The sequence below is a fragment of the Bradyrhizobium sp. SZCCHNS3052 genome (genome assembly GCF_032484495.1).
In the GTDB taxonomy this organism is placed as follows: Bacteria; Pseudomonadota; Alphaproteobacteria; order Rhizobiales; family Xanthobacteraceae; genus Bradyrhizobium.
The window spans coordinates 293199-318530 of record NZ_JAUETB010000001.1 but is presented as its reverse complement, the minus strand read 5'-3'; the positions used below and the strand labels follow the sequence as shown (position 1 = coordinate 318530).

Annotated in this window: 28 protein-coding genes; 5 read left to right on the top strand and 23 right to left on the bottom strand. The window is 66.0% G+C overall.

Annotation, left to right across the window (positions count from 1 at the left end):
- The first annotated feature begins 126 nt into the window (after positions 1-126).
- The gene (locus QX073_RS01385; protein WP_315714838.1) at positions 127-609 is read left to right on the top strand and encodes a PaaI family thioesterase; all 483 of its coding nucleotides are present in this window, start codon (positions 127-129) and stop codon (positions 607-609) included.
- Between the two features lie 244 nt (positions 610-853).
- Here QX073_RS01385 and QX073_RS01380 read toward each other — a convergent pair whose 3' ends face one another.
- The 5 genes from QX073_RS01380 to QX073_RS01360 form a co-directional block, all read right to left on the bottom strand.
- Complete coding sequence (locus QX073_RS01380; protein ID WP_316186836.1) at positions 854-1591, bottom strand: tetratricopeptide repeat protein; 738 nt, start codon at positions 1589-1591, stop codon at positions 854-856.
- A 176-nt stretch (positions 1592-1767) separates the two neighbouring features.
- On the bottom strand, positions 1768-2628 hold the full coding sequence (locus QX073_RS01375) for an amidohydrolase family protein (protein WP_315749300.1): 861 nt from the start codon (positions 2626-2628) through the stop codon (positions 1768-1770).
- 16 nt (positions 2629-2644) lie between these two features.
- Positions 2645-3445 carry an SDR family NAD(P)-dependent oxidoreductase gene (locus tag QX073_RS01370; RefSeq protein WP_315750012.1) on the bottom strand — a complete coding sequence of 267 codons (801 nt, stop codon included), beginning with the start codon at positions 3443-3445 and terminating at the stop codon, positions 2645-2647.
- 2 nt (positions 3446-3447) lie between these two features.
- Positions 3448-3996, bottom strand: a complete 549-nt coding sequence (locus QX073_RS01365; RefSeq protein WP_315749298.1) for a carboxymuconolactone decarboxylase family protein — start codon at positions 3994-3996, stop codon at positions 3448-3450.
- Between the two features lie 13 nt (positions 3997-4009).
- Positions 4010-4825 carry an alpha/beta fold hydrolase gene (locus QX073_RS01360; protein WP_316192773.1) on the bottom strand — a complete coding sequence of 272 codons (816 nt, stop codon included), beginning with the start codon at positions 4823-4825 and terminating at the stop codon, positions 4010-4012.
- Positions 4826-4923: 98 nt separating this feature from the next.
- On the opposite strand from QX073_RS01360, the gene QX073_RS01355 reads away from it, so the two are divergent.
- Positions 4924-5847 carry a LysR family transcriptional regulator gene (locus QX073_RS01355; RefSeq protein ID WP_316225581.1) on the top strand — a complete coding sequence of 308 codons (924 nt, stop codon included), beginning with the start codon at positions 4924-4926 and terminating at the stop codon, positions 5845-5847.
- 2 nt (positions 5848-5849) lie between these two features.
- On the opposite strand, the gene QX073_RS01350 is transcribed toward QX073_RS01355, so the two are convergent.
- The 7 genes from QX073_RS01350 to purC form a co-directional block, all read right to left on the bottom strand.
- Complete coding sequence (locus tag QX073_RS01350) at positions 5850-7160, bottom strand: cation:dicarboxylate symporter family transporter (protein ID WP_315749294.1); 1311 nt, start codon at positions 7158-7160, stop codon at positions 5850-5852.
- 165 nt (positions 7161-7325) lie between these two features.
- Positions 7326-8588 (bottom strand): DUF1236 domain-containing protein, encoded by a 1263-nt coding sequence (locus QX073_RS01345; RefSeq protein ID WP_315750009.1) that lies wholly within the window; start codon positions 8586-8588, stop codon positions 7326-7328.
- Between the two features lie 211 nt (positions 8589-8799).
- Positions 8800-9375 carry a hypothetical protein gene (locus QX073_RS01340; RefSeq protein WP_315750008.1) on the bottom strand — a complete coding sequence of 192 codons (576 nt, stop codon included), beginning with the start codon at positions 9373-9375 and terminating at the stop codon, positions 8800-8802.
- A 157-nt stretch (positions 9376-9532) separates the two neighbouring features.
- Positions 9533-10234 carry a phosphoribosylformylglycinamidine synthase subunit PurQ gene (gene purQ, locus QX073_RS01335; RefSeq protein ID WP_315714844.1) on the bottom strand — a complete coding sequence of 234 codons (702 nt, stop codon included), beginning with the start codon at positions 10232-10234 and terminating at the stop codon, positions 9533-9535.
- A 4-nt stretch (positions 10235-10238) separates the two neighbouring features.
- Positions 10239-10418, bottom strand: coding sequence for a hypothetical protein (locus QX073_RS01330; protein ID WP_315749293.1), 180 nt, complete (start codon positions 10416-10418; stop codon positions 10239-10241).
- 3 nt (positions 10419-10421) lie between these two features.
- On the bottom strand, positions 10422-10664 hold the full coding sequence (purS, locus tag QX073_RS01325) for a phosphoribosylformylglycinamidine synthase subunit PurS (RefSeq protein WP_315706343.1): 243 nt from the start codon (positions 10662-10664) through the stop codon (positions 10422-10424).
- A gap of 13 nt (positions 10665-10677) precedes the next feature.
- Positions 10678-11445 carry a phosphoribosylaminoimidazolesuccinocarboxamide synthase gene (gene purC / locus QX073_RS01320; protein WP_016843454.1) on the bottom strand — a complete coding sequence of 256 codons (768 nt, stop codon included), beginning with the start codon at positions 11443-11445 and terminating at the stop codon, positions 10678-10680.
- A 310-nt stretch (positions 11446-11755) separates the two neighbouring features.
- Here purC and QX073_RS01315 point away from each other — a divergent pair, with 310 nt between their 5' ends.
- Positions 11756-12079: a DUF1476 domain-containing protein gene (locus QX073_RS01315; RefSeq protein ID WP_315714845.1), complete on the top strand. Its 324-nt coding sequence runs from the start codon at positions 11756-11758 to the stop codon at positions 12077-12079.
- A 74-nt stretch (positions 12080-12153) separates the two neighbouring features.
- Here QX073_RS01315 and cynS read toward each other — a convergent pair whose 3' ends face one another.
- The 7 genes from cynS to QX073_RS01280 form a co-directional block, all read right to left on the bottom strand.
- Positions 12154-12642: a cyanase gene (cynS, locus tag QX073_RS01310; protein ID WP_315749292.1), complete on the bottom strand. Its 489-nt coding sequence runs from the start codon at positions 12640-12642 to the stop codon at positions 12154-12156.
- A gap of 50 nt (positions 12643-12692) precedes the next feature.
- Positions 12693-13595 carry an ABC transporter ATP-binding protein gene (locus tag QX073_RS01305; protein ID WP_316192774.1) on the bottom strand — a complete coding sequence of 301 codons (903 nt, stop codon included), beginning with the start codon at positions 13593-13595 and terminating at the stop codon, positions 12693-12695.
- A 158-nt stretch (positions 13596-13753) separates the two neighbouring features.
- Complete coding sequence (gene ntrB, locus QX073_RS01300) at positions 13754-14593, bottom strand: nitrate ABC transporter permease (protein WP_315826315.1); 840 nt, start codon at positions 14591-14593, stop codon at positions 13754-13756.
- Positions 14594-14807: 214 nt separating this feature from the next.
- Positions 14808-16193 (bottom strand): CmpA/NrtA family ABC transporter substrate-binding protein, encoded by a 1386-nt coding sequence (locus tag QX073_RS01295; RefSeq protein ID WP_316192775.1) that lies wholly within the window; start codon positions 16191-16193, stop codon positions 14808-14810.
- Positions 16194-16289: 96 nt separating this feature from the next.
- Positions 16290-17165: a sulfurtransferase gene (locus QX073_RS01290; protein ID WP_315714850.1), complete on the bottom strand. Its 876-nt coding sequence runs from the start codon at positions 17163-17165 to the stop codon at positions 16290-16292.
- Positions 17166-17214: 49 nt separating this feature from the next.
- Positions 17215-18351 carry an acyl-CoA dehydrogenase family protein gene (locus QX073_RS01285; RefSeq protein WP_410052350.1) on the bottom strand — a complete coding sequence of 379 codons (1137 nt, stop codon included), beginning with the start codon at positions 18349-18351 and terminating at the stop codon, positions 17215-17217.
- Positions 18352-18385: 34 nt separating this feature from the next.
- Positions 18386-18928: an OsmC family protein gene (locus tag QX073_RS01280; protein ID WP_315714851.1), complete on the bottom strand. Its 543-nt coding sequence runs from the start codon at positions 18926-18928 to the stop codon at positions 18386-18388.
- Positions 18929-19185: 257 nt separating this feature from the next.
- Between QX073_RS01280 and QX073_RS01275 the strand changes: the two genes are divergently transcribed.
- Entirely contained in the window at positions 19186-19869 is a 684-nt protein-coding gene (locus tag QX073_RS01275; protein ID WP_315714852.1) for a TetR/AcrR family transcriptional regulator, read from the top strand.
- 31 nt (positions 19870-19900) lie between these two features.
- On the opposite strand, the gene QX073_RS01270 is transcribed toward QX073_RS01275, so the two are convergent.
- The 4 genes from QX073_RS01270 to QX073_RS01255 all read right to left on the bottom strand — a co-directional run bounded on the left by QX073_RS01270 (position 19901) and on the right by QX073_RS01255 (position 23762).
- Positions 19901-20116, bottom strand: coding sequence for a hypothetical protein (locus QX073_RS01270; protein ID WP_316225214.1), 216 nt, complete (start codon positions 20114-20116; stop codon positions 19901-19903).
- Positions 20117-20155: 39 nt separating this feature from the next.
- Complete coding sequence (locus tag QX073_RS01265; RefSeq protein ID WP_316225212.1) at positions 20156-21274, bottom strand: DUF2336 domain-containing protein; 1119 nt, start codon at positions 21272-21274, stop codon at positions 20156-20158.
- 187 nt (positions 21275-21461) lie between these two features.
- The gene (locus QX073_RS01260) at positions 21462-22307 is read right to left on the bottom strand and encodes a hypothetical protein (protein WP_315749286.1); all 846 of its coding nucleotides are present in this window, start codon (positions 22305-22307) and stop codon (positions 21462-21464) included.
- A gap of 255 nt (positions 22308-22562) precedes the next feature.
- Positions 22563-23762 carry a TrmJ/YjtD family RNA methyltransferase gene (locus tag QX073_RS01255; protein ID WP_315714856.1) on the bottom strand — a complete coding sequence of 400 codons (1200 nt, stop codon included), beginning with the start codon at positions 23760-23762 and terminating at the stop codon, positions 22563-22565.
- Positions 23763-24060: 298 nt separating this feature from the next.
- Between QX073_RS01255 and QX073_RS01250 the strand changes: the two genes are divergently transcribed.
- Positions 24061-25275 (top strand): NADP-dependent isocitrate dehydrogenase, encoded by a 1215-nt coding sequence (locus tag QX073_RS01250; protein ID WP_315714857.1) that lies wholly within the window; start codon positions 24061-24063, stop codon positions 25273-25275.
- The last annotated feature ends 57 nt before the right edge of the window (positions 25276-25332 follow it).

Below are 25332 nucleotides of genomic sequence, written 5' to 3'. Positions count from 1 at the left end.
AAAAGGCCTTTTACGGCCCTATTCCGCCCTGTCCAGAGCTTTGGCCCGGACCGCCAGAAGGGATATTTGCAGATTGGCGACCAATCGGATTTAAGACGGTAAATCAACAGTTAAAGGCCCTGACACGTGCACGACCTGTCCCGTTCCGCCTTCGAGAACCGCCCTGGCATCCACATCGCGACCGACGGCGAGTTCGCCGGCTGGCGGACCTGGATGCGCGACAGCTACGAATCCCACACCGGGCCATTCTGGCACCGGATGGAGGACGATGGCTCGATCCGCTGCGCCTTCCGGGTCGAGAAGAAGCACCTCAACGGCGGCGGTAACGTCCACGGCGGCTGCCTGATGACCTTCGCCGACTACTGCCTGTTCGCCTTCGCCGCGCCGATCATGCAGGGCCCGGGTGTCACGGTGTCGTTCTCGTCCGAGTTCCTCGATGCCGCGCGTGAGGGCGAACTGATCGAGGCTACCGGCGAGGTCACCCGCGCCGGCGCCTCGCTGATCTTCCTGCGCGGCATGCTGCATTCCGGCCCAAAGCCGCTGTTCTCGTTTTCCGGCACCATCAAGCGCATCAGGCGGCGGACACCGGAGGCGGCGAACTCGCCGTAGGGACGGAGCAAGGGGGATCGCGCTCAACTCTCTCCGTCATTCCGGGGCATTCGCGCGCAAAATGGCGTAGCCATTTTGAAGCAGCGCGAATGAGCCCGGAATCCATAACCACAGCCGCAAAATGGTCGAAGAACTGCGCCACGCGCATCCCGCCTCCCAAGACATGCGTGGTTATGGATTCCGGGCTCGCGCTTCGCGCGCCCCGGAATGACGCGCGGAGAAGATGGACCCTGCCGTTGCGGAGCTACCCCGCGAGCTGCTTCTCGGCGAGGGCGATCCACTCGGCCTGCGCCTTGCGCACATGCCGTGGTGCGCGCTTCATCTGGATCAGCAGCTCGGTGAACACGACCTTGGCCTCATCGATCCGGCCGACCAGCTTGAGCAGCGTGCCGTAGCGGACCTTCGCCTCGCTGCCCGGCGCATAGTCCAGCAGCGCCTGGTACTCCTCGATGGCCTCGTCGGTGCGGCCGGCTTCCTGCAAAGCCCGCGCATAGAGCAGATGCGCCTCGGCCGAATTGTAGTCCGGCCAGCTCTTCTGCAGCTCGTCGAGCGTCGCCAGCGCATCCCCTGGGCGGCGGCGCGCGAACTGCGCCTTGGCCTTGCCGAGCGCGAACAGCGGCTCGTGGCCCATCGGCAGGCTCAGGATGTGATCGTAATGCTGCTCGGCCTCCTCATAACGCCCGACCGCGACGCATTCCTCGGCCAGCGCCGCGCGGTTGGCGATCGTGTCCGTGATCGCGACACGATCGGACAACTCGCGGTAGTCTTTCTCGGGGTCCAGCTTGTTGGCGACGCGCTTGCGCGCCTTCTGGACGTCGTGGCTGCCCAGCCATTCCGGCACCAGCTCGACGACGATGTAGGCGAGCGCGCCGATCATCGGCACCATCAGGATGATGAAGGCCCAGGGCTGCAGACGGCCAGTCCGCGACGCATGGTAGATCAGCGAAATGTCGAGCAGCAGTACGACGAGCGCGATAGGCACGGCAGATCCCCAACTCACGGCGAGATTTTACACGCCGACGTTGATAGCGTGGCCGGCCAGCCCGGACAATCCCGCGCTCACGCAGGCCGTTGCGGACGATCCCGTTTTGACGCATCACGGCCACAGCAGGTTCAATGGACGCACGCCTGTGGCGGCGGCCTCCGCGACGCTCGTAGCTAAGCTCCCACGGGGCCCCGGCGAGATTCATCGAAGCGAAAGAACGCCGAGGGATTGTCGACCAGAAGCCGCTGTCGCGCCGTCTCCGACGGCGCGATCTCGGCCACGAGGTCGGCCAGCACCGCATCGTCCGGCATTTGTCCCGTGATGTTGACGTGCGGCCAGTCGCTGCCCCACAGCACGCGCTCAGGGGCGTGCGCGGCAACGCTTCGGGCGAACGGCACAACGTCATGATAGGGCGCGCCCTCGCGCGAGATGCGATCGGCACCGCTGAGCTTGATCCAGACCCGCCCGCTGTCGAGCAAGCGACACAGGATCGCCTGACAGGCGCCGAGATTCCGGCCGAGGTCCGGCCGGGCCATGTGGTCGATCACCATGCGCAGCTCGATGGCCGCGATCAGCTCGGCATAGCGGATGAGATCGGCGGCCGTGACATGAATGGCGACATGCCAGTCGAACGGCCTCACCAGCGCGAGCACGGCCCGCATGCGCTCCGCCGACGGCGCGCCGCCGAGATGCGCCAGGAAGTTGAAGCGGGCACCGCAGACGCCGGCTTTATCGAGGCGCGCGACCTCCGCAGCCGTGACCTCCGCTCCGAGCACGGCGACGCCGCGGTAGCGGCCTTCTCCCACGGCCAGCGCATCGAGCAGCGGGCGATGGTCGCGGCCATGACCCTGGCTGTGGACGATGACCGCGCGATCGATGCCCAGCCGATCGTGCAAACGGCGCAGCGCCGTTTCCGGCGCCTCCGGCGGCGTGAAGCTGCGATCGTCGGGCAGCGGAAAGCGGTCGAACGGACCGAAGATGTGACAATGCGCATCGCAGGCCCCCGCCGGCCATGCGCGGGAAACGGCAGCCATGCCCGTGCTCATGGGTTCAGTCACAGCGGGCGCTCATGCCGCCATCGACAACGATCTCGGTGCCGGTAACGAAGCGCGCCTCGTCGGAGGCGAGGAACAGCGCGGCGTGGGCGGTGTCGCGGCCGTCGCCCATGAAGCCGAGCGGGATGCGAGCCTGCCGCGTCCGCAGCAGCGCCGCGACATCGCCGCCGGCGCGCTGCCCGGCGAGGCGCGCCTCGACCATCGGCGTGTGCATCTGGCCAGGCACCACCGTGTTCACGCGCACGCGCTGCGGGGCATACTGCACGGCAACGACGCGCGAGAACTGGATCACCGCGGCCTTGGCCGAGGCGTAGCCGACCTGCGCCGATCCGGTCCAGCGGATGCCCGAGGTGGAGGCCGTGTTGACGATGGCCCCGCCGCCCTGCGCCGCCATGTGCGGCAGCACCGCCTTGCAGGTGAGGAAGACGCTCTTCACGTTGAGATCGAGCTGCGCGTCCCAGCCCTGCTCGCTCAGCTCGACCGGGCCTCCCGGCGCCGAGCCACCGACATTGTTGACCAGAATATCGACGCGGCCGAACGCTGCGATACAGGCGTCGACCATCGCGGCGACATCCGCCGCATCGGTGACGTCGCAGCGGTGGGCCTGGATGACGCCGCCGTGGTCCAGGGCGCGCGCCAGCGTCTCGTCCATGCGGCTGCCATCGCGGTCGACGGCGAGGACCCTGGCGCCCTCGCGCGCGAAGATGACCGCCGCGGCGCGGCCGTTGCCCCAGCCCGGACCGACGCAGCCGGCCCCGGTGATGATCGCGACCTTGCCCTCCAGGCGCTTCGTCATGGTCATGGCTCCAGCTCCGGCGTCTCGCCATCGGGCAGGCCGATGTCGAACGCGTTGAGGGTCAGCGCCACCAGCCCGTAATAGCCGATGATGCCGACGAGATCGACGACGCCGCGCGTGCCGAGGGTTGCGGCCGCCAGCGCGTGCAGAGCGTCCGGCACGCGGCCGCTGGCGAGCAGCTGCCGGGTGTAGTCGTGAACGAGCTTCGCGGCCGGATCGGTGAACTCTGGATCACGCCGTTGCGCGATCGCGTCGATGACCGACGGGGCGATGCCCGCCTCGAGCCCATCCCGCTTGTGGGCATACCATTCGACATGCGAGGTCCAGTGCCGTGCCGTCACGAGGATCGCGAGCTCGGACAGCGCAGGCGGCAATGACGTCTCGTAGCGGGCGAACTCGCCGAGCTTCTGGGCCCGGCGTCCGAGCTCCGGACTGTGCAGCCAGGCCCGCAGCGGCGCCGGGATCCGGCCGCGCCGGCCGGCGATGGCCTCTTCGGCCACCGCGCGCTGCGTCTCGTCCATCTCGGCCAGGGCAAGGTCCTTGATGCGCATGCGATGCTCCTGGTCACGAGGCGCGAGGAATCGGCTGTGTCCCGGGCCTGGCAAGAAAAGCCGTCAGCCGCCCCGCCAGCTCGGCGGGGGCCTGCACCTGCATCAGATGACCGGCCGTGTCGACGGTCGCGAACGCCGCGCCGGGAATGAGACGGGCGAGCGCCTCGACCTGCGCCTGCGGCCGCAACAGATCATGCGCGCCGGCAAGCAGCAGGCAGCGCTGCCGAACCTCCGCGAGCCGTTCGCGCAGATCGACCTCAGCGAACGCCAGGTTGTTATGGGCATATCCGACCGGATCGTTGCCGAGGAAGCGGCCGAGATAAGCGAGGTAGGCATTGCGGTCGGTTCGCAGCACCGGCGGATAGGAACGATCGAGCGTATCAGCCGCCACGGCGCGCATGCCGGCGCGCATGCAGAGCGCGGAGCGCGCCGCCAGATACTGCACGCGACCAGCATCGACGCTGAGGGCCGGCGCGCACAGCGCCAGCGCGCTCACGCGCTGCGGATGCGCGAGCGCGAAGCTGACGGCGAGCGCCGCACCGGCGGCGACGCCGGCGATATCGACCGGTCCATCGGCGCCGAGCGCCCTCAGCAGCCGGTCGAGGTCGCCGACGTGATCGGCGAAGCCGAACGGCGCGCGCGGCTTTTCCGACAGGCCGGCGCCGCGCAGATCATAGCGCAGCACCCGCAGGTCGCCGGGCAGCTCTAGCATCAAGGCATCGAAGCTTTCGAGGCTGCCGCCGAGCTCATGCAGCAACACCAGCGTCCTCGCGCCACCGCCGCGCAGCTCATAGCGCAGCGTCAAGCCGTCGAGATGGATGAAGTTCATCGGCAAGGCGCCCGTCTCATCGTTGTCGGCGCGCGGTTTGACTCGCCCTGGGCCGCTTGCAATAAACTGCGGCGGGCAGCGGCGCGGAGGACACGGCCATCGACATCCGCGAGCTTCGTTACTTCGTGCAGGTGGCGCGCGCCGGCAGCCTGAGCCGGGCATCGGCATTGCTTAATGTCGCGCAATCCGCGCTCAGCCGGCAGCTGATGAAGCTGGAGGACGAGCTTGGCGTCGCGCTGCTGGTGCGGCACGGCCGCGGCGTCCGCCTGACCCGCGCCGGCACGACGTTCCTCGAGCACGCCCATGCCGTCCTGCTGCAGATCGACCAGATGCCCGGCGCGGTGCGCTCGCCGGATTCGAGCTTCGCCGGTCACATCGCGCTCGGGGTGCCGCCGGTCGCGGGCCTGCGCATCGCGCCGTCCGTGGTGGTCGAACTGCGCCGGCGCTGGCCGCAGGCCTCCGTGCAGGTCCGCGAGGGCATCAGCTCGTCGCTGGAGGAATGGCTGCTGGACCGCCGGCTCGACATCGCCGTGCTCTACAATCCGCCGCCGCTCGACGGCATCGCGCTGACCCCCATCCTGCACGAGCGGATGGTCGTCGCCCTGCCGCCGGCCAAGCGCGGCGACACCGTGGCCGAGACGATCCGCTGGCGCGAGCTGGCCGGGCTGTCGCTGATCCTGCCGAGTCTTCCCGAGCAGGCGGCGATCCAGAACGGCACGCGGCTCAACGTCGCCTTCGAGGTCGACAGCGTGAGCATGACGAAGGCCATGGTTCGGCGCGGTCTCGGCGCAACGATCCTCGCCCATGCCGCGGTCGTCGCCGAGGCGAAGCGCGGCGAGCTCACCGTGCGGTCGATCGAGCGGCCGCCGCTGATCTCGACCGTCTCGATCGGCATGCCGCGGGAACGCCAGCCGACCTGGCTTGCCGACGAGCTGCTGGCGCTGATGCGCGAGGTGATCGCGCAGAGCGTGGCGGACGGCGCCTGGCCCGGCGCCAAGATCATCGGCGACTACGTGCGCTGAGCTCATTCGCCCGCACCGGCGATTGCAGCGCGGCCCTCGTCGACCGCCGCCTCCGCGGCCGTCAACGCGGTGCCGCCCGCGAGATAGGCATCGAGCCTGGCGGCATCCAGCGCATTTTCCCAGCGCGCGATGACGAACACGGCAACGGTGTTGCCGACGACGTTGGTGAGCGCGGTGCAGGTCGCCATCAGGCGGTCGATGCCGAACAGCAGGCCGAGGCCGTTGAGCGGCAGCACGCGGACGGATTGCAGGGTCGCCGCGAGCTTGATGAAGGCGCCGCCCGCGACGGTGGTGCCGCCCTTCGAGGTCAGCAGCATGACCGCGAGCACCGCCAGCTGCTGGCCGTAGCTGAATGGCGTGTCGGTGGCCTGGGCGATGAAGCCGACGGCAATCGCCATGTAGATGCCCGTGCCGTCGAGATTGAAGCTGTAGCCGGCCGGCAGCACGAAACCGACGATGGCGCCGTCGCAGCCGGCCTGCTCGAGCTTCTGCATCAGCCGCGGCAGCGCAACCTCGCCGGACGCGGTCCCGAGCACCAGCAGCAGCTCCTCGCGGATCAGCCGCAGCAGCTTGAGCAGCGACAGCCGCATGATGGCGCACACGCCGCCGAGCACGACTGCGACGAAGACGACCGCCGTGATCCAGTACAGCAGCACGACCTTGCCGAGATAGAGCAGCGTGGCGCCGCCATGCGTGCCGATCGCCGCCGCCATGGCGCCGAACGCCCCGAGTGGCGCCAGCTTCATGATGAAACCCAGCATGCGGAACAGCACGTCCTGCCCCTCCTCGATGCCGCGCAGGATCGCCGACTCCGTCTTCAGGCCGACGCTCAGCGCCGCGCCCACCATCACCGAGATGAACAGGATCTGGAGAATCTCGCCCTTGGCGAAGGCGTCGACGATCGTGGTCGGGATGATGCTGAGGAAGAAGCCGATAGCCGTGAAATTGCTCGCGGCGTTGGAGATGCGCGTCACGCTGTCATTGAGCGCGAGGTTGCCGGCATGGAGCCCGTCGCCGGGCTGGAACACGTTGACCGCGATGAAGCCGACGACCATGCCGAGCGTGGTCAGGATCTCGAAATACAGCAGCGACTTGAACGCGAGCCGGCCGAGCTGCCTCATATCGCGGACATGCGTCAGCCCGAGCACCACCGAGCAGAAGATGATCGGCCCGAGCATCATGCGCAGAAGTGCGATGAACGCATCGCCGAGCGGCTTCATCTGAACGGCCGCCTCTGGCGCCAGCAGGCCGACGGCGATCGCGAGCAGGATCGCGATCAGGACTTGGACATACAGCTGGCGGATGATCGCCATGGCTCGTTTCGCTCCCCTTGTGGACGAGATGGAATCTCGTTCCCCGTTGTGAGCGAACTGAAGCAGAGCCGGACGTGCTATGTCCAAATCAATCTTTCGATGGCCCCCCATGCCGCAGCGGCAAGGGAGGCCATCGATGAGACAAGGCGCAGCCGCGCCTCGGCCCTACTGCTGCTGGTCGATGACCTGCACCACCTTCTGATCGCGCGGGTCGACCAGCACGACCTGCTCGCCGATCGCCAGATACTGGTAGTTGGCCAGCTCCGGATTGCTGCGCGCGAGCTCATCGGGCACGCGGCGCAGGCTCAGGCAGCTCGATCCGGACGAGGACGACGACGATGTCGTCGAGCCCACAGTGCCCGTCTCGGTGGCGGCGCGGCGCAGAATCTGGCGCTGATCGTCCGACAGCACGATCCGGGTCGAGCCGACGCCATAGCCGCCGCGATCATAGCCGCGGTCCGCGCGCATGCCGTTCTGCGGGATTACGTCGACGATCTCGCGGCTGCGCGGGTCGACGATCGCGATCTCGTCATGGATCACGGTGTACTCGTAGCCGCGATATTCCGGCACGATCGTCACGATGTCCGACGGCAGCGGACGCGGCCGCACGCGCTCCGGCAGGCGCTCGCCGACATTGATGTTGATGTTGAGATTGGTGCGCGCCTGGTCGAAGTCGTGATCGCGCTTGAGCTGATCGACCACGCGGGTCTTCTGCTGCTCGTTGACCGACACCTGCGTGCTGGAGCGGCTGCCATTGGACTGGGTCTGATTGTTGGCCTGCCCGGTCTGATCACGCTGACCGGCGCCGGTCGGCTGGTTCTGCTGCGCGGTCGTGTTCTTGCTGTCGGCCGCGTTCGGCTGGTTGGCCTGCTTGTTGCGGTCGCCGGTCTGCTTGTCCGCGGCCTCGTCGGACGTGCCGGTCTTGCGCTCGTCCTGGCTCTGCCGGGTCTTGTCCTTATCGTGATCAGCGCGATCGGCCTCACGGTCGGACTTCCGATCCGTCGCCCCCGACTTGCTCTCGGCGGCGCGATCCTCGCCCTTGCGCGGCTCGTCGGCGCGCCCCTGCTGTTGCTTCGACTCGGCCTTGCTCTTGCTGTCAGACTGCTTGTCGGCCTGCTTGCTGTCAGTCGACGACTTCGACTCGGCGCTCTCCTTGGCCTCGCGGCCACGCTCGGCGGCCGCACCGCCCTTGCTCTCGGCGCTCTGCTTGGCATCATGTGCCGACCGCTCGGAGGACCTTTCCTGAGCCTGCTCGCGTCCTGCTGCGGATGAAGGCTCGCCACGGCGCTGCTCCTGCGCGCTCTGCTTTGCCTCGGCGCCGGCACGTTCCGCCGCGGCGGCGCCGCCCTTTGCCTCTCCCTTCGCCTCGGCAGCCGGACGCGTGGCCTCGTGCGCCGTCGCAGCGGCCGGGCCTCCCTCGCGCTTCATGTCGCCTTGCGCCGATACACCTGATGCCGTGCCGATCGCCAGGATGATCGCGGCCGTTCCCAGCCAATGTTTCGTCGTCATATGAGAACCTCCTTGGATCCCTGCCCCATTCGCTGGCGGACAACGCAAACAGCCGCCCGGCGTTGCCGGACGGCGCGAGAAAAAACTCCGGAACGATTTTGATGAACGGCTTCGGCGCGCCGTCACGCGATCATTTTGACCGTGGCGCGAGCAGAAGCATGACCGGGACCGCGAATTGCTTGAAGTTGGCCGTGCTGTTCGCCTCGCCAGTCGCGGAGCTGATCAGGCTGGCACTGCCTCTCGCGCCGAACAGCATGCCGCTCACTTGATATTCCTTCTCTCCGCCTGGCGACACTTTCAGGCGCCGTGCATAGAACATGCGCGGCAGCCCGCTGCCCTTGCCGCCCTCGACGCCCAGAATCGTCGTGCTCTGACCCGGCACGCGCTGGTCGAGCAGCTTGACGGTCTGGTCCTGGGAGGCGCGGAATTGCTCGATCGTCATCGTCGTGTTGGGTCCGTAGAGCCGGTAGCTCACCTTCGAGCCAGGGCCGCATTTCGCATCGTCGCACAGGAAGAAGGTCACATCGGTGCCGTTCGGCCGCTGCGGTTTCCAGCCGCCCACGGTGAACGGCAGAGTCGGTGTGGCGACCGACGGCGTCGTCGACGGGGTCTCGGCCCGAGCGGCGCCAACGCCCGTGACGAGCGAGAGCGACACGGACAGGAGAAGCCAGCGCAGGGCGCGCTGAGTGAGAGGCAGCGTCGACATCAAGGCACCGTCGGGATCGAGGAAGTGGCAGGCAGGACGGACGTCAGGGACGATCCGGGAGATGGAGGACGTCCCGCAACCTCGATCACCAATCGGTCGTTTGTGGGTCGGGCCGGGCGAGCGGCCCGACGGAAACGTCACGGGCGCAGCCCGCCGATCAGGCCGCGCGGTCGAGATGGGCGACGAGGCCGGCGAACAGGCCACGGCCGTCGGTGCAGCCCATGATGTCCTCGACGTGATTCTCGGGATGCGGCATCATGCCGAGCACATTCCCGTTCTCGTTGACGATGCCGGCGATGGAATGCGCAGCGCCATTGATGTTGCTGAGGTCGCCGACCTCGCCATCGGCTGAGCAGTAACGATAGAGCACGCGCCCATCGCCATTGAGCCGCTTCAAGGTCTCCTCGTCGGCCGCATAATTGCCCTCGCCGTGAGCGACCGGCACGCGGATGACCTGACCCGCATTGTAGCCGCGGGTGAACGGCGAATCGGAGCGCTCGACCCGCAGATGCACGTCCTTGCAGATGAACTTCAGCTTATCGTTGCGCATCAGCACGCCCGGCAGCAGGCCGGACTCGCACAGGATCTGGAAGCCGTTGCAGACGCCGAGCACCAAGCCGCCCTTGGCGGCGAAATCGCGTACTGCGTCCATCACCGGGGCCCGTGCCGCGATCGCGCCACAGCGCAGATAGTCGCCATAGGAGAAGCCGCCGGGCACCACGACGAGGTCGGTGCCCTTCGGCAGCGACGTCTCGGCGTGCCAGACCATCGCAGGCTCATGGCCGGAGATCATGCGCAGCGCGCGGGCCATGTCGCGTTCGCGGTTGATGCCGGGGAAGACGAGGACGGCGGATTTCATGATGCTACGTGTTTGCTCGATAATGATCCCCTCGCAGCGTCGCGAGAGTGTGTGAGTCCGACGAGAGCTCTCTGTTCAACGCTCGCGCACCAGCAAGCAGCTCATCGACAGAATGTTCGACACGGACCTGATCACGCGGGATTTCCAGCAGAAGCTCGTAGATCTCGCGGTCGATCACGGCCATTGCCTACCCCAGCAACTCCACCCGGTAATTCTCGATCACCGTATTCGCCAGCAGCTTGTCGGCGGCCGCCTTCAGGGCGGCCTCCGCCTTGGCCTTGTCGGCACCGGCGAGCTCGATGTCGAACACCTTGCCCTGCCGCACGCTGGCGACGCCGTCGACGCCGAGCGATTTCAGGGCGCCCTCGATCGCCTTGCCCTGCGGATCGAGGATGCCGGATTTCAGCGTCACCGTGACACGCGCTTTCACGTCTTGTTCCCTTTTAGCTCTTGACCAGGACCGGGCCGGAGCCCGCCGGGCGCTCGTTCTCGATGAGGATGCCGAGCCGCTTGGCGACCTCGGTATAGGCCTCCAGAAGGCCGCCAAGATCACGACGGAAGCGGTCCTTGTCGAGCTTCTCGTTCGACTTGATGTCCCACAGCCGGCAGGAATCGGGGGAAATCTCGTCGGCGACGATGATGCGCATCATCTCGTTCTCGAACAGCCGGCCGCATTCCATCTTGAAGTCGACCAGGCGGATGCCGATGCCGAGGAAAAGCCCGGTCAGGAAGTCGTTGACGCGAATGGCAAGCGCCATGATGTCGTCGATTTCCTGGGGCGTCGCCCAGCCGAACGCGGTGATGTGCTCCTCCGACACCATGGGGTCGTTGAGCTGGTCGTTCTTGTAATAGAATTCGATGATCGAACGCGGCAGCTGGGTGCCTTCCTCGATGCCGAGGCGCTGCGACAGCGAGCCCGCCGCCACATTGCGGACGACGACCTCGAGCGGCACGATCTCGACCTCGCGAATCAACTGCTCGCGCATGTTGAGCCGGCGGATGAAGTGAGTCGGAACCCCGATGTCGTTGAGGTGCTGAAACAGGTACTCCGAGATCCGGTTGTTGAGGACGCCCTTGCCTTCAATCACCTGGTGCTTCTTGGCATTGAAGGCGGTGGCGTCGTCCTTGAAGTGCTGGATCAGGGTGCCCGGCTCGGGGCCTTCATACAGGACCTTGGCCTTGCCTTCATAAATGCGACGCCGACGGCTCATTGGGATGTACCGTGTTTTGTTGAAATCCATGAAATGGTGGGCTCCGGATGACTTTGGACAGGACCACGACGGAGCTGCCGCGAGGGCCCGGACGGACGGAAACAGAACAAGAACCGGGCCTGTGGGAAACCTATCTCATTGGTGTCCCGAGCACAATCGATCCGGGCCTCGGGAGCGGAGTTTTACCGCCCTTCCCTGCGGCCTCGTACCCGTTGTATTGGCAAGATGTTCCAATTATTTAGGCGTGCGGCCACCGCCCCGCAACCGCCTGCGCGGTTAACCCTCTTCGGCAACACTGGAAGTTCCGACCATGACCACGTTCGACAAGCGCGAGGACGCCTTCGAGAAGCAATTCGCCCATGACGAGGAATTGAAGTTCAAGGCAGAAGCCCGCCGCAACAAGCTGCTCGGCCTGTGGGCAGCCGAAAAGCTCGGCAAGTCCGGCGCTGACGCCGACGCCTACGCCAAGGAGGTCGTCGCGGCCGATTTCGAGGAAGCGGGCGATGCCGACGTGCTGCGCAAGGTGCTGGGAGACCTCACCGCCAAGGGCGCGGCCGTCACCGAGGCGGACGTGCGCGCGAAGATGAGCGAGCTGCTGGTGACCGCCGTGGCGCAGGTCAAGGCGGGACAGTGAGAGGCGAATAGCGAATAGGGAGTAGCGAATAGGGATCTCCTGCCCCTATTCGCTACCCGCAATTCGCTACTCGCTTACTCTTCCTTGAAGCCGTATTCCGGCACGTTGCCGCTGGCGCCGTAATATTTGTAAGGCAGGAACTTGCCCGACATCGTGATCTTGACGCGGTCTCCCTTGGCATTGGGCAGGCGCTCCATCACCATGTCGAAGTCGATCGCCGACATGATGCCGTCGCCGAATTCCTCCTGGATCAGCTCCTTCCACGCCGGGCCGTTGATCATCACGAGCTCGTAGAAGCGGTAGATCAAGGGATCGGTCGGCGGCATCTGCACGCCCTCGCCGCGCATCGGCGTCTCGTTCAGCATCGCGATCTCGGATTTGGACAGGCCGAACAGCTCGCCGGCGTTCGCCGCCTGCGGCTTGGTCAGCTTCATCTGGCCGAGAACGGCGCCGACAATCAGCACCTCGGAATAGCCGCCGATCTGCTCGCAGATGTATTTCCAGCTCCAGCCCTTCTCGCGCTTGATGTCGAGCAGCTTCTCGGTGAGGTCGGATCGCTTCATGCTTGGTCTCCCTTGAAAGTCTTCGTTGATGGGTTTCTTCCGGCTGGGCGTCAGCGGGCGATCGCCTGCGGCGCGTCGTTCTCGACCGGGTTGGACGCGACGATCGTCGGCTCGCTGCGCCCGATCTTCACCACCGGCACCTTACGCGGATCGTGATCCGGCGTCTCGGCAGTGAAGGTCCTGCTGCGGCTGACCAGGAAATCGATGATATGGTTGCGCAGCGCGTAGTACAGCGGATGGCGATGCAGGTCGCCGCGCAGCCGGTCCTTCGGCAGCGGGTTCTCGACGATCTCCGCGAGCACCGCGCCGGGTCCGTTGGTCATCAGCACGATCTTGTCGGCGAGATAGATCGCTTCGTCCACGTCGTGGGTGATCATGAACACGGTCTGCCCGGTCTCGACGCAGATGCGGCGGACCTCGTCCTGCAGGGTGCCGCGCGTCAGCGCATCGAGCGCGGAGAACGGCTCGTCCATCAGCATGATCTTCGGCGTGATCGAGAGCGCGCGGGCAATCCCGACGCGCTGCTTCATGCCGCCGGACAGCTCCGACGGCCGCTTGTGCTCGGAGCCGGACAGGCCGACGAGCTCGATGTATTTCAGCGCATGCGCCTTGACCTTGGCGCGATCCCATTTGCGCCATTTCGACGAGACGGCATAGGCGACGTTGCCGAGCACCGTTCGCCACGGCAGCAGCGCATGGCTCTGGAAGATGACCGCTCGGTCGAGACTCGGACCTTCGATGGCCTGGCCGTCGACGATGACGGCGCCTTCGCTCGGCACGTCGAGGCCGGCAAGAACATTCAGCACCGTAGTCTTGCCGCAGCCGGAATGCCCGATCACGCAGACGAACTCGCCGCGCGCCATCGCGAGCCAGAGATTCTCGAAGATCGTCGTGCTGCGCGCCCCATCATAGCGCTTGGCGATCCCTTCGATGGAGATGAACTTGTCGGTCATAGGAAGGTCTTTCCGTTCCCTCCCCCCTTGTGGGGGAGGGTCAGGGAGGGGGGTCCCCCACGAAGACTCGCGCCTGGGGCACCCCCACCCCTGACCCCTCCCCGCAAGGGGGAGGGGAACGGAGTTGCGCACCTTGCAGCAGTTCGCCTGATCATGCCCTACTCCGGAAACGTCACGAGCCGCGACACGCGGGCCAGGATCTGATCCAGCACCATGCCGACCAGGCCGATCAACAGGATCGCGATGATCACGTTGGTGATCGAGAGGTTGTTCCACTCGTTCCAGACGAAGTAGCCGATGCCGGTGCCCCCGACGAGCATCTCGGCGGCGACGATGACGAGCCAGGCGATGCCGATCGAGATCCGCATGCCGGTGAGGATCGTCGGCGCCGCAGCCGGCAGGATGACCGTGAAGGCCCGGCGGAAATTCCCGACCTCGAGCGTGCGGGCGACGTTGATCCATTCCTTGCGCACGCCGGCGACGCCGAAGGCGGTGTTGATGAGCATCGGCCACACCGAGCAGATGAAGATCACGAAGATCGCCGACAGGCTGGAATCCTTGATGGTGTAGAGCGCGAGCGGCATCCAGGCGAGCGGCGAGATGGGCTTGAGAATCTGGATGAACGGATCGAGCGCCTTGCTCATCAAGGGCGACATGCCGATCAGGAAGCCGAGCGGGATCGCGACCGCGACTGCGATCAAATAGCCGAGCATGACCCGCCCGAGCGAGAAGGCGAGCTGGATGCCGAGCCCCTTGTCGTTCGGACCATTGTCGTAGAACGGCCGCCGCAGATGCTCCCACAGCTTGGCACCGACATCGAGCGGCCCGGGCATCGCCGACTTGCCCTGCGTGGCCGTCATGCCCATCAGCTTGGCGTATTCCGGGCTCATGTTGGCCGCGGCGCCCGTGCTGCGCGTCGCGATATGCCAGGCGCCGAGGAACACGGCCAGCAGCACGATGGAAACCACGGCGGCGCGGAGGCGAAGAGAGGCGGTCATGCCGGCGCTCCACTCACGGTGTCGTCCCTGCGAACGCAGGGACCCATAACCACCGTCCAGACTTGGTAAAAAAGATCGTCGTCGCCATTCCTGCCACAAGCGGGTTCACGGCGTATGGGTCCCCGCGTTCGCGGGGACGACACCGATGATTTGATCGGCAGCGTCGTGTCCATCGCGATTGTCGCGGCCAGCAGCGTCGCGCCCATCCCCCCCATCACGACGCCTTCTTGATCTTGAAGCTGGCGACGTAGTCGTCCGGCTTGGTCGGATCGAACGGCTTGCCCATCACCGAGAACGATTTGTAGGAGTCCGTCGGCGGCGTCAGGCCCATCTCGGTCATGACCTTGCGGGTGTCGGTGGCGAGATAGATCTGCTCCGCGACCGCCTTGTAGTCGACGTCGCCCTTGATCTGGCCCCAGCGCTTCATCTGCGTCAGCATCCACACCGCGAAGGACTGCCACGGGAACGGATCGAAATCGACGCGCTTCGGATCGGTCTTCACGCCGCCGAGGCCATCGGCGTAGGTGCCGGTCAAGACCTGCTCCATGACGGTCACCGGCGCATTGATGTAATTCGCCGGAGCGATCGCCTCCGCGATCTGCTTGCGGTTCTCAGCCTTCGACGCGTACGCGGTGGCATCGACGATGGCGCGGGTGAGAGCGGCAAAGCTGTTCGGCGCCGTCGTGATGAACTCGCGGCTCGCCGCGAAGCTGCAGCAGGGGTGACCGTCCCAGATCTCCTTCGACAGGATGTGCAGGAAGCCGACGCCGTCAAAGATCGCGCGCTGGCAGATGTTGTCGGGCGCGAGGAAGCCGTCGATGTTGTCGGCGCGCAGGTTCGCGACCATCTCCGGCGGCGGAACCGAGCGCAGTTGCACGTCGGTGTCGGGATCGATGCCGTGCTCGGCGAGATAATAGCGCAGGAGATAGTTGTGCATCGAATAGTCGAACGGAATGGCGAGCTTCATGCCCTTCCAGTCCTTCGGATTGCGCTTGTCCTTGTGCTTCATCGCAAGCGTAATGCCCTGCCCGTTGATGTTCTCGATCGCGGGCACGGTGAACGGGATCGGCTGTGCACCGAGGCCGAGCGAGATCGCGATCGGCATCGGCGCCAGCATGTGCGAGGCGTCGTATTCCTTGTTGATGGTCTTGTCGCGGATGACGGCCCAGCCGGCGGTCTTGACGACCTCGACGTTCAGCCCGGCCTTGGCATAGAAGCCGAGCGGCGCCGCCATGATGATCGGGGTCGCGCAGGTGATCGGGATGAAGCCGACCTTGAGATCCTTCTTCTCGGGCGCGCCCGCTTCGGCGAACGCCTCGGTCGCGGTCTTCAGCGGGAAGAACTGGGACACTGCGGCGAGCGCGGTGGCGGCGCCGACCGACTTCAGAAACGCGCGGCGGGTGGCAGCTTGCGGAAACACCGCGCGCAGCACGGCTGACGCGACCACGTTCTCGTAGCGCTTCTCGGTGGAGTCCGCCACGGGCTCGCAGCGCAGCGCCAGCGCGGCGTGCTCATGTTCGGCCGGGCTGCGATGCTGGCCGCAGATACAACCGGCATTCACGCGTGAATCGGCATCGAACGGATCATCGAAAATCGACATGTGCTGCGCCCCTTTGTCACACCTGCGCTGTCAGCGCCTTCGAACTGCTCATCCGGCCGCATTTTTCAGCGGCCGGACGTGCTTAACATGCAGCTTCTATGCCGCCTTGCTGGTCATCGCCGGCATCGGAAGTCCTTCCTCGATCGGCAGCGACGGGTCGCGCGACCACTCGTTCCACGAGCCGAAGTACATCCGCACATCCTTCACGCCGGCGTTCTTCAGCGCCAGGAAGGTGTTCGAGGCCCGTGCGCCCTTGAAGCAGTAGAGATAAACCGGCGTGTCGACCGTGATGCCGACGGTGGCGCATTCAGCGAGGATCTCGTCCTTCGACTTGAAGCGCGGGCCTTCGGCGGTCGGCTTCATCATGCGGTACCATTCGAGCCAGACGGCGCCGGGGATGCGGCCTTTGCGCGGACAGAAATCCTTGCCGTAGGGCGAGGAGGAATCGCCGATCCACTCATCGACATCGCGGACGTCGAGGATCGCGATAGCGGGATTGCCAACCGCCGCCAGCATCGCCTTGGCGTCGATCAGGATGCTGCCCGCCTCCGGCACGATGGCGAACGAGGCCTTGGCCGGCGACGGCACGTCGGTCGTCACCGGCATGCCGGCGGCCACCCAGGCATCGTAGCCGCCATGCAGCACCTTGACCTTGGGATAGCCGAGCATCGTGAGCAGGAAATAGCCGCGGCACGACTGGCCGAAGCCGGAGTTCATCGACTGTTCGTAGACGACGGCGGTCTCGGCGCCCGAAAGGCCGGCGGCGCCGAACGCGTCCGCAAACTTCGTCTTCAATTCCTCCATGCCTTCCGGCGTGGACGTCGCGAGATAGGTGAAGATCTCGTGGACGTTGACGGCGCCGGGGAGATGTCCCGCGGCGTAGGCATCGGGATTGCGGGTGTCGATCACGACACACGGCTCGGTCTTGGTGAACTCAGCGAGTTCGCCGGCTGTAATCAGAACGTCCGTCATGGCAGGCCTCTCCTGGTTGGGATTTGTTGGTTTGCCGTTCTCGCCGGCGTCAGCCGTCGGCGAGCATCTTGCGGAGCTGCTTGGTCGCGGGAGTCACGATCGCGACGAAATAGGCCTCGCGCAGGCGACGTTCGGCGCGATTGCCCTTGAGGTAGCCGCGGGCTCCGCAATGGAGCATCGCGGCATGAGCCGCAGCGACGCTGGCCTCGCCGGCACGCAGGCGCAGCGCCACGACCTTGCGCCAATAAGTCTCGTCGGGGTTGAACGGATCGCTGGCGAGTTCAGCCGTCTCCTTCGCGAGTTCATCGGCGAGCGCGCTGAAATCGACCGGCTGCTGCGGCAGATAGCGGTTGACGTGGCCGAGCGGCGCCTCGACCTCCTGCATGATCTTGATGCAGTCCTTGATCAGGCCCAGCGCCATGCCGGCCTGCAGCAGGATGAAGCCGGCGCGGATCTTCTTGACGAAGGGCCCCGCGGGATCGGCCAGGATCAGTTCGTCCGGCACGAACAGGTCGCGAAACTGGATGCCGTAGGTGCCGGTGCCGTCCATCGCCAGGAACGGCTGGCATGGCTGCAGGGTCACCGCCGGATCGGCACAGTCGGCGATGAACATCACGATCTCGCCGGGCGCGTCCTCACGCTCGAAGATCGTACCGAACATGTGGTCCGGCCCGAGGTTCGAGACCCAGGGCAGCACGCCGCGCACGACGTAGCCGCCCTCGACCTTGCGACCCCTGAGCTTGAGCTTCTCGATGCCGAAGAAGCTCTTCATCGGATTGGACAAGCCGGTGCCACCGAGCAACCGGCCGCTCGCGGCGTCGTCGAGAAGACGGCCGACGAGTGCCTTGTTGGGCGAGTTGGCGATGTACCAGACCAGCGTGTTCTGGCACCACGCCATGAAGGCAGAGGCGCCGCAGACCTCACCGATCGCGCCGATGGTGTCGATCGCGCAGTTGAGATCCGCCGCGCCATTGTCCGGCACGTGGCTGCTCCACGCGCCGACCTCGCCGAAGCGGCGGAGCACGTCGGCCGGGTACACCGTCCCGGCGTCGATGCCAGCGGCCAGCGGCGCGAGCTCCTTGCGCGCGATCGCCGTGACCTGCTCCACGGTCGACGGTATGGGCATGACGCCCGCGCCATCGAGCGCCAGATGCTGTCCGAGTGAACCCGAGACTACTGAGTTCATGACGTCCTCCGCTACGCTGACCTCGAGGGCCGCCTCAGATCCCGACCTCGAGATTGACCGGACGCGTGAAGGTGTTGGCGACCGGCGACCACTTCTTGACGTGGTCGATCAGCGCCTTGACCTCCTCCTGCGGAATGCCCTCGCACTCCATGTCGACCTTGACGCGGACATCGGTGAAGCCGACCGGCTTCTCGCTGACGTCGCCGGTGCCCCAGACTGCGGTGATGTTGAGATCACCCTCGAGCTCCAGCTCGAGCTTGTTGACGGTCCAGCCGCGATGCACCGCATTGGCATGCAGGCCGACGGCCAGGCAGGAGCCGAGCGCGGCGAGCGAGGCTTCCGACGGATTTGGCGCAGTGTCGTCACCGAGCAGCCCCGGCGGCTCGTCGACGATGTAGGGCGCGAGGTTGCGGATGTAGTTGGCGTGGCGGAACTTGCCCTCGGCGACGGTCTTGCACTTCAGGGTCTTGATGACCTTGGGGTTGGCCTTGCCGTTGACGATGAGCTGTTCAAGCCCGTTCTTGTCGATGGGTGCAAGGCAGCCCGTCAGCGCCGTCTTCTGAACCACAGCGGTCATCTCATTTCTCTCCCTGGGATGAGGATACCGAACGGTCTGTATCCTGCACGAAGCGTGCCAGAGAGGCCGAAAATCAAAAGCCGGAGTGATCCTCGCGGCTTACGCGATCATCGCGGCAAGTGGCGAGCCGTTGCGTCACCTCCGCTGCCCAAGCGCAGTGCAGAATGCCGCCTTCGGAGACCAAATTGAGCGCAATGCTGCCTCGAGCACATCAGCAGTCTTGCTGACTCACGCGCACAGCGATTAAGCTTGCGCGCATGGCAAAGTCAGTTGCGGGCAAACAAACCGGCAAGAAGCAGGCGATCGCGAGGACGATCTCGGCCGGCGATGACGAATCCGCGCGCGGCCGCCTGCTCGGCGCCGCCACGCGGCTGTTCTGCAAGAACGGCATCAATGCCACCGGGATCGATGCGATCATCAGCGAGGCCGGCACCGCGAAGACCACACTCTACAAGCTGTTCGGATCGAAGACCGCGCTGGTCACCGCCGTGCTGGAAAGCGAAGGCAAGCAGTGGCGCGAATGGTTCATCGCGGAAATGGAGAGCGGCGGCGGTGACGCCGAGACCAAGCTGGCACGCATCTTTCCGGCGCTGAAGAGCTGGTTCGGCGAGGAGCGCTTCTACGGCTGCCCCTTCATCAATGCGGTCGGCGAGCACGACAAGGACCAGAAGCAGTTTCGCACCATCGCAATGCGCCACAAGAAAGTGGTGCTGGCGCATATCGAGAAGCTCGCCCGTGAGATGGGCGCTGCCGAGCCGGAGAGCTTCTCGCATCAGCTTGCACTGCTGATCGACGGCGCGATCGTGGCGGCGATGGTGTCGCGCAATCCCGAGGTCGCGGACACCGCCGGGCTGGCGGCGAAGGCGCTGATCGAGCCGGCGAAGCTGAAGGCGGGCCAGCGCAACAGCAAGGCGGCGGGCCCGCAGCTCGCTGCGGTCTGAGCCGCCCTGCCCCGCGAACCGAGCGACAGAACTAGCGGAAATACTCCGTCACAAGCTTCAGGTCCGCCTGGTCTGCGCCCGCGCCGTTGAGGCTCGCATCGATGACGCGGCGGCAGGCGGCCACTGCAGCCTCATCGCCGAGTTCGTTGGCCGCTTCGAGCACATGCCACGCCGCATCGGCCGCCGCGCGGTCCGCAGGCGCCTCGCGATGGCCGAGCCGTTGCTCTCTGCGAAGAGGAAGTCCCATACCCTTCATCCGCGATCACCTCCGTCCGTCGCTGCAGGTTCAATACGCCGCGGCGCGCGGCGTCGATGCCTTGCCGCCTTTGCCTGGATTCTTGCGGGACTGATAGAATTCGAGCACGCTGCGCGATGTCAGCGACTGGAGCTTGGCATAGTCACGCTCCAGCTCCTGCAACTCGCCGGCCGTGATGCGGTGGTCGCGGGCGCCGAGGAACGCGAGCGCCATCATCGTATCCCAGGTAAAGCCAAGCGCCTTGGCGAGCATCAGCAGCATCTCGCGGTTGCGGTCGAACAAGGCGCGCTCGACGACGTCGACCGGCAATCCCGACAGCAGCGCGAGGCCGATCGTCACCTCCTCGACCTTGTGCGCGGTCGCATAGCCGGCGATGGTGCTCTCGTGCAGATTGCCGAGGCGGTGCTGGATCGTCACGGTCCGCTTGGCGACGAAGTAGTTGCGCGAGCCGGGTCCGAACTTCGACTGCAGGTCGCCGGCGATGTTGGCGACCGAGCTGTTGATCTCGCCAAGCAGCTCCGGCCGCTCCCCTGCCAGCCGCTTGCCGACATCGTCCGAGGCCTTGGCGATCAGTTGCTGGAACAGATGGCGGGGGATGTCGAGCCGGCGGCCGAGATGCTCGGCGAGAATCGAGTCGTTCTCGGCCCGCTTGACCATGTGCAGGAATCCGGCGCCGGAGAACTGGGCGCCCTGATTGCGCGCCACCGCCGTGGCGACGGCACGGTCGCCGCGCGTCGCCAGCACGTCGGTCACGGCGGGGCTCAACGTCTTTCGTTCGGCGATCGCGAGCAGATGGTCCTGGCTCTTGGTGCTGGCGTTCTCGACCAGCGTGGCGTCATCGAGCCGCTCGGATTCGCGCAACACCGGGCCGGCGACCCAGATCTCGTCGTCGAAGGCGAGCTTGCGGATGACGCTGGCCGGCGAATATTCGATCCTGGCGAGGCGATCCGCGAGCTTGGCGCGCGCTTCGATCTCGATCTCGTCGGCGAGCCGGCCGATCACCTCGCCGAAGGTGGCGATCTCCTCCTCGCAGTAGCGCCCCGCGATCAGCAGGTCGGTCGCATGCCACAGCGCGCGCTCGCGGCTGTCCGCGGTCCCCCGCGCAATCGCATCCTCGAGGTCCCGCAACACGGATCTGGTTTCGTTCATGATGAAAGGCCGCACAGTTGCAACGATGAAAGGGCAATGCGCAGACCATACCGTTCGAACCCGAGCGTTCCGTAACCCGCCGCGTGCGGATTTGACCGGGCATTTTCACTCAAATGCGCACGCGCGCGTTAAGCATGCGGCCGGAGAACAGCTCGCTGCGGGATTGCCGCGCCTCTCCGCATGACTTTTACGGCATGATGCGGAGCGCGCGCGCCTCCGCCTCGGCGACCGAGCGTTCGCGCGATGTCAACGGACACTCGGCGAGAGCCCGGTCGATCAGTTGCATGGCGTCGCGCTCACGACTCTGGTCGAGCATCAGCTCGGCGGCGAAGAAGCTCGCCTCGCAACGCCGTGCCCGGCGCGTGACGGGAGCACCGCGGTCGGCCGCCGCAAGCACAGCCTCTGGCGTTTCCTGCCCGAGGAAGAGACGGACGATCGGGGCCGGCCATTTACCCATGTCGAGCCGCTTCGCGTGGTCGGCGAGCTCGCTCCCCAGCCCGGCACGGCGGCGCGCCAGATCCAGCCACAAGGCCGCCTCCGCATTGTGGGGATCGATCTCGCTGAGCCATCTGAAATCGTCCTGCGCCTCCTCCAGGAGACCGGCCTGGAAGCTTGCGATCCCCAGCGCGCGATAGGCCTGCGCGCGGTAGCCGTTGCGACCGAACGCCCGCCCGAAACCCGACCCCGGCTGCGGCTCGCTCTCGCGCAGATCAGGAGCGGCGCGATCGAATGCGGCAAGAAGACCAGCCGAGGACTGCTCGATGACGATCTTGTAGTCGTCGATCGCATGCTCGACGTCTCCCTTGTGGAAGTAGGCGCCGGCGCGTGCGAAACGGGCTTCGATCACCTGCGGCGTCGCCGGCTTGCCGCGCTCGATCACGACAGTGCAGCCGGCGATGCGCTCGTCGGCACCGAGATCGGCCGCCGTCGTGCACCGCTTCGGTGCCGCCGGTTCGGCGCTTGCCGACAAGCCGAAGATCGAGCCGATGATCAACGCACAACACAGAATCGAGCGCCATCGTCGCGTAGCCATGAATGCCCCCTTAGGTCTTGCTCTTGGTGCTGCGATCTAACCAGAACCGATTGGGAGAACCACAATCTGGAATTGCGTTCACAAATCATCGTTCAGCCGGTGTAAACGAGATCGCAGACTCGGGGCCTGCCGGGCGCGGATGAGTTGCGAGGGCCGCGCATGCCACGCGGCAACTCAATCGACGCTTGCGCGTGATGAACGGACGCGCGAAGCCATTGATAGCCGCCACGCGGCTCGCGATGCGACCGTCGGCGACTACTTGGCTGCGGCGATCACCGCCTGCAGCCGCACCAGCTCGGCCTCCAGATTCGCCTCGACATCCGCCGCCTTCACCTCGGTGACGCGATAGTCGCGGCTTTCCAGCCACGCCCGCCTTGCGCTGCGATCAGCGACGACGCCTTCGCTCTCGTCGGGGCCGACCAGCTCGATGGCGAGGCGGTGGATGAAGGAGACGAAGTCGGGGATGTGGCGGCCGACCGGGGTCTGGCGCTTGAACTGGCCGGCGAAGCGGCGGTCGCGCGACAGCGCGTGCCACAGCGCGCGCTCGGCGTCGGTCGGGTTGCGGCGGAGCAGCCGCGCCAGCCCGCGCAGCGAGCCGCGCGAATCCGGCAGGTTGGCCACCGTGCCCTGCTCGGCGATCAGCGCCCGCAGGCGCGTCGCCTGCTCGCTGTCGAGCACGCCGCCCTTGGCCGGCCCCTTGCGCCCCTCGGCGATCGCCATGACCACGCCGTGCAGGGTGTGGATGTCCTGCCGCGACGGCTCCATGCGGAAGAAGATGTTGCGCAGGTTGACCAGCATGGTCTCGCGCTTCTCGGCGGGCCGCAGGAATTCGACCCGGTCGAGCTCGCGCACCAGGTTCTCGAAGAACGCCTCCATCTGTCCCTGGCCGGCGCGCTCCGAGCGTTCGGGCATGGCGAAGGGCAGCGCGCCCGATGTCACCAGCTTGAACCATTCATAGCCCATCAGCAGCACCGCCTGGGCGAGGTTCAGCGAGGCAAAGCCGGGGTTGACCGGGTAGGTGATGATGCGGTTTGCGCGGGCGACCTCCTCGTTGGTGAGCCCCGCCCGCTCGCGGCCGAACAGGATGCCGGCCCGGCCGCCGGCGGCAATCTGGCCCTGCATCTCGCGGGCGGCCGCCTCTGGTCCCATCACCGGCTTGGCCTGGTCGTGGGCGCGGGCGGTGGTCGCGAACACCAGGTCGAGGTCGGCGATCGCCTCCGGCAGGGTGTCGAACAGTCGGACATGATCGATGATGTGGTCGGCCCCGGCCGCCGCCCGCTGGGCGGCGATGTTCGGCCAGCCGTCGCGCGGGTTGACCAGTCGCAGCTCCGACAACGCAAAATTGCCCATGGCGCGCGCGGCCATGCCGATGTTCTCGCCGAGCTGCGGCTCGACCAGGATCACCACTGGCCCTGCGATCTCCACGCCCGCCTTTGTCTTGTCGGTGCCCGACACGCTCAATCCTCGACTTCCAGATCCGGTTGAAGCGCCGATCGCGCCCTGCCCGCTCGTTGGCCCGGCTGATGAGAATTCTCAAGCAAAATAATCGGCTTAAGCCTGAATTTTGCAGTTTGCGCGAAACGGCAGGCCGGCCCGCGGCCGCCGTTGCCCACCGCATGAGCGGGCTGCGAAAATCAGCACCGGACGCATACCGGGTGCGCTTCCGCCCGCGGTGCAGCAGTGCTATGACGCGCTTGATTTCACAAGCGCTTTCCATTCCTGGCGCGCTGTTCCCAAGAAGGCCCCATCGATCATGGCAAAAATCAAGGTGACCAACCCGGTCGTCGAGCTCGACGGCGACGAGATGACCCGGATCATCTGGCAGTACATCAAGGACAAGCTGATCAACCCCTTCCTTGATATCGACCTGATGTATTTCGACCTGGGGATGGAGAGCCGCGACAAGACCAACGACCAGATCACGATCGATGCCGCCAACGCCATCAAGAAGGTCGGCGTCGGCGTCAAGTGCGCCACCATCACCCCCGACGAGGCCCGGGTGAAGGAGTTCGGTCTCAAGGAGATGTGGAAGTCGCCGAACGGCACCATCCGCAACATCCTCGGCGGCGTCGTGTTCCGCGAGCCGATCATCTGCAAGAACGTGCCGCGCCTCGTTCCCGGCTGGACCAAGCCGATCATCATCGGCCGCCACGCCTATGGCGACCAGTACCGCGCCACCGACTTCAAGTTCCCCGGCAAGGGCGTGCTGACGATGAAGTTCGTCGGCGACGACGGCACCGTGATCGAGAAGGAGGTCTTCAAGGCGCCCGGCGCCGGCGTCGCGATGGAGATGTACAACCTCGACGAGTCGATCTACGACTTCGCCCGCGCCTCGCTCAACATGGGCCTCGCCAAGAACTACTCGGTCTACCTGTCGACCAAGAACACCATCCTGAAGGTCTATGACGGCCGCTTCAAGGACATCTTCCAGGAGGTGTACGAGAAGGAGTTCAAGGACAAGTTCGAGGCCAAGAAGATCACCTATGAGCACCGCCTGATCGACGACATGGTCGCCGCGGCGCTGAAGTGGTCGGGCGGCTATGTCTGGGCCTGCAAGAACTATGACGGCGACGTGCAGTCCGACACCGTGGCGCAGGGCTACGGCTCGCTCGGCCTGATGACCTCGGTGCTGATGACCCCGGACGGCCAGACCGTCGAGGCCGAGGCGGCCCACGGCACGGTGACCCGCCACTTCCGCGAGCACCAGAAGGGCAAGGAGACCTCGACCAACTCGATCGCCTCGATCTTCGCCTGGACCCGCGGCCTGTCGCACCGCGCCAAGCTCGACAACAACGCCGAACTGGCGAAGTTCGCCGCCACCCTGGAGAAGGTCTGCGTCGACACCGTCGAGTCCGGCTACATGACCAAAGACCTCGCGCTCCTGGTCGGCGCCGATCAGCGCTGGCTCTCGACCACCGGCTTCCTCGACAAGATCGCCGAGAACCTGACCAAGGCGATGGCGGCGTAAGTTTCCCCACTTTCGCCTTCTGGTTTCGTCACCTATCAACGGGCCGCGCCACAAGCG